8 protein-coding genes, 1 pseudogene and 1 riboswitch are annotated in these 10,195 nt (G+C 73.8%); of the genes and pseudogenes, 4 read left to right on the top strand and 5 right to left on the bottom strand.

Annotated features, from left to right (window positions below; all coding sequences use genetic code 11):
* Window positions 1-308: 308 nt before the first annotated feature.
* Window positions 309-1,178: a bifunctional 5,10-methylenetetrahydrofolate dehydrogenase/5,10-methenyltetrahydrofolate cyclohydrolase gene (locus AB4039_RS40965; RefSeq protein WP_266843739.1), complete on the bottom strand. Its 870-nt coding sequence runs from the start codon at window positions 1,176-1,178 to the stop codon at window positions 309-311.
* 34 nt (window positions 1,179-1,212) lie between these two features.
* Window positions 1,213-1,311: riboswitch (ZMP/ZTP riboswitch) on the bottom strand.
* 57 nt (window positions 1,312-1,368) lie between these two features.
* On the opposite strand from AB4039_RS40965, the gene AB4039_RS40960 reads away from it, so the two are divergent.
* Together AB4039_RS40960 and AB4039_RS40955 are read left to right on the top strand one after the other, a co-directional pair.
* Entirely contained in the window at window positions 1,369-2,130 is a 762-nt protein-coding gene (locus AB4039_RS40960; protein WP_266843737.1) for a methyltransferase domain-containing protein, read from the top strand.
* 236 nt (window positions 2,131-2,366) lie between these two features.
* Window positions 2,367-3,878: pseudogene (locus AB4039_RS40955) on the top strand (RNA polymerase sigma factor); the annotation flags it as partial.
* A gap of 73 nt (window positions 3,879-3,951) precedes the next feature.
* Here the strand turns inward: AB4039_RS40955 and AB4039_RS40950 are convergent.
* The 4 genes from AB4039_RS40950 to AB4039_RS40935 all read right to left on the bottom strand — a co-directional run bounded on the left by AB4039_RS40950 (window position 3,952) and on the right by AB4039_RS40935 (window position 8,609).
* Window positions 3,952-4,401, bottom strand: a complete 450-nt coding sequence (locus tag AB4039_RS40950; RefSeq protein WP_266843734.1) for an SRPBCC family protein — start codon at window positions 4,399-4,401, stop codon at window positions 3,952-3,954.
* 55 nt (window positions 4,402-4,456) lie between these two features.
* A complete protein-coding gene (locus AB4039_RS40945; protein ID WP_266843732.1) occupies window positions 4,457-5,872 on the bottom strand; it encodes an amino acid permease in 1,416 nt (471 codons plus the stop codon).
* Between the two features lie 75 nt (window positions 5,873-5,947).
* Complete coding sequence (locus AB4039_RS40940) at window positions 5,948-7,975, bottom strand: alkaline phosphatase family protein (protein ID WP_442273183.1); 2,028 nt, start codon at window positions 7,973-7,975, stop codon at window positions 5,948-5,950.
* Between the two features lie 229 nt (window positions 7,976-8,204).
* Window positions 8,205-8,609, bottom strand: coding sequence for a hypothetical protein (locus tag AB4039_RS40935; protein ID WP_266843730.1), 405 nt, complete (start codon window positions 8,607-8,609; stop codon window positions 8,205-8,207).
* Between the two features lie 140 nt (window positions 8,610-8,749).
* On the opposite strand from AB4039_RS40935, the gene AB4039_RS40930 reads away from it, so the two are divergent.
* On the top strand, window positions 8,750-9,526 hold the full coding sequence (locus tag AB4039_RS40930) for an MBL fold metallo-hydrolase (RefSeq protein WP_266843729.1): 777 nt from the start codon (window positions 8,750-8,752) through the stop codon (window positions 9,524-9,526).
* A 62-nt stretch (window positions 9,527-9,588) separates the two neighbouring features.
* The coding region (locus tag AB4039_RS40925; RefSeq protein ID WP_442273182.1) for a DedA family protein at window positions 9,589-10,195 on the top strand (607 nt) is incomplete at its 3' end.

Genomic DNA, 10,195 nt, shown 5'->3' with positions numbered 1-10,195 from the left:
GACCGGGACGGCCCCGGCGGYCCGGGCGGCCCGGCGGCCGGGACGGGGCGCAAGGACGCCGTCCCGCACCGGCTGGGCTCCCAGCCCCTGACGGCGCTCGCCCGGGAGTTCCGCGCGTCCCCGATCGTCGCGGCGGCCCGCCGGGGAGCGCCGGCGACGGGCTGAGCCGTCCGGCGGCGCCGGGCCGGCCCGGCGGGACCCGCCGGCCGCGGTCACCCCCTCGGCAGGCCCGTGCGGAGTACGGCGGACGCCCCGGACCGAAGGGTCCGGGGCGTCCGTGTTCCGTACGCCGTCGCGGGCGGTGGGGGTCAGAGGGCCGCGAGGTCCAGGCCGGCCTGCGCCGCCGCGGCCCGCACCGTCTGCTCCAGCAGGACGGCGATGGTCATCGGGCCGACGCCGCCGGGCACCGGGGTGATCAGGGAGGCGCGGGCGGCGGCCGACTCGAAGTGGACGTCGCCGACGTTGCCCTCGTTGTAGCCGGCGTCGAGCACGACCGCGCCCGGCTTGATGTCCTCGCCGCGGATGAACTCGGCCTTGCCCACGGCGGCGACCAGCACGTCCGCCTGGCGCACGATCGAGGGCAGGTCCACGGTCCGGGAGTGACAGTAGGTGACCGTGGCGTTGCGCTCCAGCAGCAGCATGCCGGCCGGCTTGCCCAGGATGGCGCTGCGGCCGACGACGACGGCGTGCTTGCCGGTGAGGTCGACGTCGTAGGCCTCCAGGAGGCGCATGATGCCGCCGGGGGTGCAGGAGACGAAGCCCGGCAGCCCGAAGCCCATGGCGGCGAAGGAGTGCATGGTGACCCCGTCGACGTCCTTGCCCGGGGCGATGGCCTCGAAGGCGGCGCGCTCGTCGATGTGGTGCGGCACGGGGTGCTGGAGCAGGATGCCGCTGATCTCCGGGTCCTCGGAGAGCTCGGTGAGGGCCGCCACCAGCTCCTGCGTGGTGGTCGAGGCGGGCAGCTCCACGTGGCGGGAGGTGATCCCGGCCTTGGCGCAACGGTTCTGCTTCATGCGTACGTAGGTGACGGACGCGGGGTCCTCGCCGACGAGGACGGTGGCGAGGCAGGGCGCGGTGCCGGTGCGCTCGGTGATCTTCGCCGCGAAGGCCGCGGTCTGCTCGGAGATGCGGCGGGCGAGGGCGGTGCCGTCCATCAGCTGGGCGGTGGCGGTCGTCATGGGGTCTCCTGAACGTCGCTGCGGATCGCGGATCGCGGATCGCCCAGGCGCGCGGCAGCGGACGTACGGAGGGTGGGTACGCCGGGCCGCTCCCCGGTGGTGATCCACCCGAACGCCAGTCACGGCCCGCCGCACAGTCTAGTCGACATATCCGGTGGTCGGCCTGGGCCCGACCTGGGACGATCGGGGCATGACGCGCACTTTCGACCATCTCGTCGCCGAAGCCGAGACCGTCTCCGTGGACGGCTGGGACTTCTCCTGGCTGGACGGCCGGGCCACCGAGCAGCGCCCCTCCTGGGGGTACCAGCGGCTGCTGGCCGAGCGGCTGGCACGGGTCCGGTCCGTCCTGGACGTCCAGACCGGCGGGGGCGAGGTGCTGGCGGGCGCGGGCCCCCTCCCCCCGCTGACGGCGGCCACGGAGTCCTGGCCGCCGAACATCGACAGGGCGACCCGGCTGCTGCACCCGCTCGGCGCGGTGGTGGTGGCCGACACCGACGAGCCGCCGCTGCCCTTCGGCGACGAGGCCTTCGAGCTGGTCGCCAGCCGCCACCCGGTGACCATCTGGTGGGAGGAGATCGCCCGGGTGCTGACACCGGGCGGGACCTACCTCTCGCAGCAGGTCGGACCGGCCAGCGTGTTCGAGCTCGTCGAGTACTTCCTGGGCCCGCAGCCGGAGGAGGTGCGCCGCGCCCGCCACCCCGACGACGCGGTCGCCGACGCCACGAAGGCCGGCCTGGAAGTCGTCGATCTGCGCTCCGAGCGGCTGCGGACGGAGTTCCACGACATCGGAGCCGTGATCTACTTTCTACGGAAGGTGATCTGGATGGTGCCCGGCTTCACGGTCGGGCAGTACCGGGACCGGCTGCGCGAGCTCCACGAACGGATCGAGCGCGAGGGCCCGTTCGTCGCGCACACCGCCCGTTTCCTGATCGAAGCTCGCAAAACGGACTGAGATCGGACCGGTGGAAGGCGTCGATCCGGCGCGGACGGATCCACGCGGAATCGGTTGCGCGGCCACAGCGTGGCGCAGGTCACTCAATTCAGCGCGTAACGAATCGACTCGGGCATGCGATGAACCGACAGGTGTCCTCGCGCGGCCCGGAATACAGACCCCCCTCGGGTCTGTTTCCCGAGTTCGCGCGATGATGTCCCGCCCACCCCTTATCTGTTCGCAACGAGAGGCTCCTTGTGTCGCTCAGCCCGTCCCGTACGTTCCCTCCGGAGATCGCCGAATCGGAGGCCCTCGTCGCGCTCGTCGAGCGCGGCCGCGAGCAGGGTCACATCAACGGTGACGATGTGCGCCAGGCCTTCGAGGCCGGCCGCATCCCGGTGGACCAGTGGAAGCGGGTCCTGCGCAGCCTGAACCAGGTCCTGGACGAGGAGGGTGTCGCCCTCCACGTCAGCGCCGCCCCCGCCACCAAGGCCGCCGCCAAGAAGCCCCGCAAGGCGGCCGCCGCCCCCGCCCGCACCGTGACCAAGAAGGCCGCTCCGCCGCGCCCCATCGGCGCGCGCAAGACCTCGGCCACGGCCCCCGCCACCGCGGCGGCGATATCCGCTCCGTCGGCCGCCGCCACCGGGGACGAGGCGACGGCCGAGGCCGCCGCCGAGCCGAAGAAGCGCACGGTCAAGAAGACCGCCGCCAAGAAGGCCACGGCCACCAAGAAGACCGCCGCCACCAAGAAGGCCGGCGCCAAGGACGCGGACGACGCCGAGAACCCGGGCGCCGAGGGCGAGGACTGGGCCGTCGAGGACCTCGCCGACGAGGCCGAGGAGGAGACGCCCAAGGCGGCCGGAACCCAGGGCTTCGTGCTGTCCGACGACGACGAGGACGACGCCCCGGCGCAGACCGTCATGGTCGCCGGCGCCACCGCCGACCCCGTCAAGGACTACCTGAAGCTGATCGGCAAGGTGCCGCTGCTCAACGCCGAGCAGGAGGTCGAGCTCGCCAAGCGCATCGAGGCGGGTCTCTTCTCCGAGTACAAGCTCGAAGAGGAGGAGGACCACAAGCCCGCGTTCAAGCGCGAGCTGGAGATCCTCGTCGAGGACGGCCGCCGGGCCAAGAACCACCTGCTGGAGGCCAACCTCCGCCTCGTGGTCTCGCTGGCCAAGCGCTACACGGGCCGCGGCATGCTCTTCCTGGACCTGATCCAGGAGGGCAACGTCGGTCTGATCCGCGCCGTGGAGAAGTTCGACTACACCAAGGGCTTCAAGTTCTCCACGTACGCGACCTGGTGGATCCGGCAGGCGATCACGCGTGCCATGGCCGACCAGTCGCGCACGATCCGCATCCCCGTCCACATGGTCGAGATCATCAACAAGCTGGCGCGCGTCCAGCGCCAGATGCTCCAGGACCTCGGCCGGGAGCCCACTCCGGAGGAGCTGGGCAAGGAACTCGACATGACCCCCGAGAAGGTCATCGAGGTCCAGAAGTACGGCCGCGAGCCGATCTCCCTGCACACCCCGCTGGGTGAGGAGGGCGACAGCGAGTTCGGTGACCTCATCGAGGACTCCGAGGCGGTCGTGCCGGCCGACGCCGTGTCGTTCACGTTCCTCCAGGAGCAGCTGCAGTCGATCCTGGGCACGCTCTCGGAGCGTGAGGCGGGCGTCGTCTCGATGCGTTACGGCCTGAACGACGGCCAGCCGAAGACCCTGGACGAGATCGGCCGCGTCTACGGGGTCACCCGTGAGCGGATCCGCCAGCCGTTCGTACGGCGCGGGCTTCCGCGTTCCTCGGGCCCGCGCGTGCGGGCTCCCCGTCCGGGATCCGCGGTCCTCAGGCGGCCGGGTGTTCGAGCATGTGCTTCAGCTTCTCCTCGCCCCGGGGCATCTCCTTGCGGGCGAAGGGCCGCACCAGGAGCGGGACGAGGGCCCTGCCGACGCCGTGGCCCTCGAAGTCCATGGCGAGGGTCAGCCGGGAGCGCCGGCCGTCGCCGAGGGGTTCGATGGTGCCCCGCACGTCGGGCCGCACGGGGCCGTCGATCCCGCGCAGGTGCCAGCTCCTGGGCGGGTCCAGCTCCAGGAACTCGATGGTCGTGGGGAACTCCCGCTTGCCGATCCGTCGGGTGATCTCGGCCCGGGAGCCGACGTGGACCGGCATGTCGCCCAGCGGGTGGACCGACACCGCGCTGTCCTGCCATTCCGGCAGGTGCGTCGGGTCCGTCACGTAGGAGTAGACCTCGGCCGGGCTGCGGGAGATGTCGATGGTTTCCCTGATCGCCGACATGGCGAGCCCCTTTCGACCCCCTGGGCGGTCCCCTTTGACCACGCTACTCCGCAGGTCAGGCACGGACCCGGTGTTTGCGGGCGGCCATCAGCGCGTAGAACAGGACGCCCGCGAAGAGGAAGAGCACGCCCTGGTAGACGGCCGCGTAGCCGGATCCGGCGACCAGCCACATGGAGAAGGCGAAGGCCAGACCGGCGAGGACGGCGTCGCGCACCAGCTGCCCGCGCCGGACCCGCTCGCTCCGGCCGGAGGCCAGGAAGTAGAGCTGCGCGGCGGTGGACAGCAGGTAGGGGACGGTGGCCGTGAAGGTGGTGACCAGCACCAGCATCTCGAAGACGCCCGCGGAGCCGGCCGTGTAGTTGTAGACGGTCAGGGCGGAGGCCAGCACGGCCGTGACCAGGACGCCGACCACCGGGACCCCGCGCTTCTTCGTCTCGAAGACCTTCGGGAAGAGCCCGTCCCGGGCGGCGGCGTACGGGGTCTGCGCGCTGAGCAGGGTCCAGCCGTTGAGCGCGCCGACCATCGAGATCACCGCGGCGCCGGCGACGGCCGTACCGCCCCAGGTGCCGCCGAACACCGCGTTGACGGCGTCCGAGAAGGGGGCCTGTGAGGAGACCAGCTTCTCGTGGGCGACCAGCCCGAAGACGGAGAGGGTGCCGAGGAGGTAGACGACCGCGGCGCCCGCCGTGCCGAGGATGGTGGCCCGGCCGACGTTGCGGGCGGGGTCGCGGACCTCGCCCGCGCTCACCGCGGCGGATTCCACGCCGAGGTAGCTGAAGAGCAGGATCGCGGCGGAGGCCGAGACGGCCCCGACGGGGCTCTGGTCGGTGGTCCGGAAGGGGCCGAGGTTCGCCGGGTCGAAGAAGAACAGTCCGCCGACGGCCACCAGCAGCAGCGGGGCCAGCTTCAGGACGGTCGCGACGAGCTGGACGGCGCCCACGTACCGGGTGCCGGCGAGGTTGGCGAGGGCGGGCAGCCACTGGACGGCCAGGGCGGCCAGGCACATGGACCACCGGTGGGCGCCGACCGCGGGGAAGAGCACCCCGAGGTAGCCGACGGCCGCGACCGCGAGGGCAGCGTTGGAGACCCAGGTGGTGATCCAGTAGCTGTAGGCGGCGAGGAATCCCGCGAAGTCCCCGAACGCGGCGCGGACGTACACGTACGGGCCGCCGGTCTGCGGGTGGCGCTCGGCGAGGCGGCCGAAGACCAGGGCGAGGGCGATCGCGCCGGCGGTGAGGACGGCGAAGGCCACGAGGCTGATGGTGCCGAAGGGTGCCACCGAGGCGGGGAGCAGGAAGATCCCGCCGCCGATGATGTTGCCCATGACCAGGCAGATGGCGATCGGGAGGCCGAAGCGGCGGGCGTGCCGGTCTCCGGGGCGGTCGCCCGGCGGGACGGCGGCGGGCCCGGGGGCCGCGGGGGCTTCGGGGGCCCGGTCGACCTCGGTCGGCGGGGCTGCGGTGCTGGTCATCGGTGGTGCGCCTCGGAATGTCTCACATGGTGGGCAGGTCAGCACATGGTTGACCACGCCGGAGACGGCACCAAATCACCGGTTTTCGTCCGGTGCGGACACCCCTGCGGAAGGAAGGGTTCCGTCCGGCGGGCCGTCCGGCCGGTGATCCTCCGGACGCCGGCCGGTGCCGGTCAGCGGGACCTGCGGCCCGTCCGCCTCCCGCAGCCAGCGGCGCAGTACGTGGTGCACGGCCTCGGCGCCGACCAGCTCCCGGCCGGGCTCCGACAGCTCCGTCGGCCACATCAGGAAGGGATGGCCCTGCTCCCCGCCGAGGCCCCCGTGCGAGCCGATCTGCTCCTCGAAGGCGTGCACCGCCCCGGTCTCCGGGTCGTACGCGGAGTTGACCATGATGTCCGCCACGTGCGGGAACGAGTCCGTCCGGCGGACCGCGTCGGCCGCGCCCGGGCCGAAGGCCGCCAGCAGTTCCTCCGCCGCGCCGGGAACGTCCAGCCGGGCCGCCGCACCGGCCGGCCCGAGCACCTCCCCGTCCACCAGGAGGAAGCCCACGCCGGGATGGTTCGCCAGGGTGGGCAGCAGGGCGGGGTGCGCACGTTCGATCCACTGCCGTGAGGCCCGCCCCGGCACGTCGGGGAAGGAGATCAGCCCGAGGTTGCCCGAGGCCAGCACCACCGGATCCGGTCCGGGCTCCGGGCGGGCCTCCTCGCCCGCCTCCTCCTCCGGCCGGTGCAGCGCGGCCCGTACGGCCGCGCGCGCCTCGGCGCCGCTGCGGGTCCGGCCGGCCCGGCGCGGGACGGGCAGCCCGCAGCCTGCCCGGACCAGATCCTTCAGGGTCAGGCCGTAACGGCCGAGGAAGGTCTCCCCGGGGCTCTGTCCGTGGTCCGACAGCAGGACGAACCGGTACTCCCGCGGCGCGTGCTCGGCGACCCGGGCGATCAGTGCCAGGCTCCGGTCGAGGCGGGCCAGCACCTGGTCGGTGTCGCGGCCGTGCGGTCCCGAGTGGTGCGCGACCTCGTCGTAGGCGACCAGGTCGGCGTAGACGCAGGCGCGGCCCGCGAGCATGTCCCCGATCACCGCGTAGACGACCACGTCGCGTTCGATGACCGTCGCGAAGGCCCTGATCAGCGGGTACAGGCCGGCGCGGGAGACCCGGGGCGTCACCTTCCGGGCGCGGGCGCGCAGCGACTGGCCGATCTCCCGGACCACCTCGGCGGCCAGGGACAGGGTGGTGCGCACCGCGTTGGCCGGGTCGGAGAAGTAGGCGAAGTACCCGGAGCGGGAACGGTTGGCGGGGCCCCGGCGGGCCGCGACCGACAGCACCAGCGCCAGCTGGTCGGCGCCCCCGCCGAAGAGGTTGCCGCGGCTGGCGCCGTCGAGGGTGAGCAGGCCGCCGTCGGCGGTGCGTTCGACGGCGCGGCGCTGGAGTTCGGCCGCGCTGGTGGGCCGGTTGCAGACCATCACCTCGCGGGAGTCCTTCTCGTACCAGCGGAAGGCCGGGACGTCGAAGTTGGAGCCGTGCAGGATGCCGAGCTGGCTCGCGCCGGTCTGGCTGGACCAGTCGGTGCGCCAGGACGTCACGCGGTGGCTGCGCTCCAGCCAGTCCGCCACCGTCGGCATGAGTCCCTCGGCCGCGGCGCGGCGCAGCACCTCGAAGCCGACCCCGTCGAGCTGGACGCACACCAGTCCGGGGCTGCCTCCCGGGGGCGTCCCGTAGCGGCGCCGGCGGCGGTCGGCGAGCCGGTACAGGCGGCGCCGGTAGGCCTCGTCGTCGTGTACCGCGAGGGCGGTGGAGGTGGCCGAGGCCACGGCGGACATCACCGCCGCGACGACCACCGCGGTGTCGGGGGCGACCTCGGCGCCCCGCTCCCCGGGGATCAGGTTCAACGCCATCAGCAGCAGCGAGCCGTTGAGGAAGAACACCAGCAGCCCGAGCACCAGGGCGGGCACGAGCAGCAGGGCGCGTACGAGGGCGGGCCAGACCAGGGCGCTCAGCAGGCCGAAGGCCCCGGCGGCCCAGGCGGCGGTCAGCCCGACCCGGGTGACGCTGTCGCCGTCGGCCGACTGGAGGCGGAAGTCGGGCAGGAGGGCGGCGAGCGCGAGCATGGTGAGGGTGGACACCGCCCACACGACGAGTATCCGTACCAGCGCGCCGCCCGCGGCCCGCCACCGCAACCGCCCTCGCCTCACGCCGCACCCGCCTCGCTCCACGGTCCGCGCCCCGCCCGCGATCCCCTCGCCAGCGTCGCACAGGCCGGTGGACCCGGCCGGTCGACACGGGTGGCGCACGGACGCGGGCCACGGGCGTGCGGAAGGGGCGTGCGGAAGGGGCGGCCTACGTGCCGTCGTATCCGGCGGTGGGCATGGACAGGCGGCGGTGCACCTCGGCCTTCATGGCGGGGGTGTAGTGCGGTTCGTCGAGTCCGGCGGTCTCCAGGCGGACCCCACGGCGCGCGCACTCGGCGGTGAACTCCTCGACGGAGCGCAGCGCGCGGGCGAGGACGCGCCGGTTGGGGGCGACGAACAGGTCGACCTGCCCGGCGTCCACGTCGCACCAGAGCCCGCAGTGGTCGGCCCGCAGCCCGTAGAAGAGCAGGTGGCGGGTGACCACGTAGCCCTGCTCGGCGGCCCAGCGCGCGCACATGGCGTGCTGGCTGCGGGTGTCCACGGCGAAGGGGTCGGCGTCGAGTTCCTCAAGCGGGGCCAGGCTGGCGATCGCGGCCACGCGCAGCTCTTCCATGGCGCCCGACCCTACTCCGTTGCGGGCTCCGGGAGGAGGGGGCCGTCGGGTTCCGGTGGTCCGCGACCGCCGTGCGCGCGGATCGGCGGGGGAAGACCTACGCTCGGTGGACCGTGGGGGCCGAGGGAGGGAGTGCCGGGGTGCCGGTGGAGATCACCTGGTGGGGTCATGCCACGTGCACGGTGCGGGATTCGGGGGTACGGGTGCTGACGGACCCGTTGTTCGCCCGGCGGTTCGCGCACCTGCGGCGGCGCCGCGGTGCGGTGCCCCCGCCGGAGACGGCGGAGGCGGACGTGGTGCTGGTGTCGCACCTGCACGCCGACCACCTGCACCTGCCGTCGCTGGCCCGGCTGCCGGTGGGCAGCCGGCTGGTGGTGCCGCGCGGGGCGTGCCGGGCGGTGCCGGGGCTGGCCCGGCTGGCGCGGGTCCGTCGGCTGGCGGTGACGGAGGTGGCCCCGGGGGACGAGGTCGCGGTGCGCGAGGGCGTACGGGTACGGGCGGTGAGCGCCCGGCACGACGGGCGGCGGCTGCCGTTCGGGCCGCAGCGGGCACCGGCCCTGGGGTACGTGGTCCAGGGCGCGGCCCGCACGTACTTCGCCGGGGACACCGGGCTGTTCGAGGCCATGGCCGAGGAGGTCGGGCCGGTGGACGTGGCCCTGCTGCCGGTCGGCGGCTGGGGCCCCTGCCTGGGGCCGGGGCACCTGGATCCGGAGCGGGCGGCGCGGGCGGCGGCGCTGCTGGGGCCGACGGCGGCGGTGCCGGTCCACTACGGGACGTACTGGCCGATCGGCATGGACGCGGTGCGGCCGCACGAGTTCCACTCGCCGGGCGAGGAGTTCGCCCGGTGGGCGCTGCGGCTCGCGCCGAAGGTGACCGTACGGGTCCCCGGGCACGGGGAGCGGGTGCGGCTGCCGTGACGCCGTGGTGGGAGGCGGCGGAGGTCGTCGGCCGGGTGCCGCCGGAGACCACGCAGCGGGCGGTGGGGTACCCGGCGCTGTTCGTGCTGGTGGCCCTGGGGGCGCTGGTACCGGTGATCCCCACAGGGGCCCTGGTGAGTTCGGCGGCCGTGGTGGCCTTCCATCAGCAGGCATTGCCGTTCGGGGTGATGGGGGTGTTCGGGGTGGCGGCGGTCGCGGCCTTCTGCGGTGACGTCGCCCTGTACTGGCTCGGGCAGCGGGGGGTACGTTCGCGGGGCGGCTCGCGCCGGCTCGAATCCCTGCGGGGGCGGGCCACGCCGGAGCGGCTGGAGCGCGCGCAGGCGAAGCTGGACGAGCACGGGGTGCTGGTGCTGGTGCTGTCGCGGCTGGTCCCGGCGGGGCGGATCCCGGTGATGCTGGCCTGTCTGCTGGGCGGCGTGCCGATGCGGCGGTTCGTGCGGGGGGACGCGCCGGCGTGTCTGGCCTGGGCGGCGACGTACGCGCTGATCGGGATCCTGGGCGGCTCGCTGTTCTCCGAACCGTGGAAGGGCGTGGTCCTGGCGGTGGGCCTGACGCTGCTGATCAGCGCGGTCCCGGCGGTGTGGCGACGGCTGCGGCCCGAGGGGCCGTACGGGCCGGACCGGGGGGACGGGCCGGACGGGGCGGACC

Source organism: Streptomyces sp. M-16 (assembly GCF_052114405.1).
Taxonomy (GTDB): domain Bacteria; phylum Actinomycetota; class Actinomycetes; order Streptomycetales; family Streptomycetaceae; genus Streptomyces.
Note: the sequence above shows the minus strand (reverse complement) of the source record. Positions and strands in the feature narration are given on the sequence as shown.

What these genes read in the sequence shown, in the direction of transcription:
- AB4039_RS40965 (WP_266843739.1), bottom strand. Translation starts at nt 1,178, where the DNA reads ATGACGACCGCCACCGCCCAGCTGATGGACGGCACCGCCCTCGCCCGC.
- AB4039_RS40960 (WP_266843737.1), top strand. Translation starts at nt 1,369, where the DNA reads ATGACGCGCACTTTCGACCATCTCGTCGCCGAAGCCGAGACCGTCTCC.
- AB4039_RS40950 (WP_266843734.1), bottom strand. Translation starts at nt 4,401, where the DNA reads ATGTCGGCGATCAGGGAAACCATCGACATCTCCCGCAGCCCGGCCGAG.
- AB4039_RS40945 (WP_266843732.1), bottom strand. Translation starts at nt 5,872, where the DNA reads ATGACCAGCACCGCAGCCCCGCCGACCGAGGTCGACCGGGCCCCCGAA.
- AB4039_RS40940 (WP_442273183.1), bottom strand. Translation starts at nt 7,975, where the DNA reads ATGCTCGCGCTCGCCGCCCTCCTGCCCGACTTCCGCCTCCAGTCGGCC.
- AB4039_RS40935 (WP_266843730.1), bottom strand. Translation starts at nt 8,609, where the DNA reads ATGGAAGAGCTGCGCGTGGCCGCGATCGCCAGCCTGGCCCCGCTTGAG.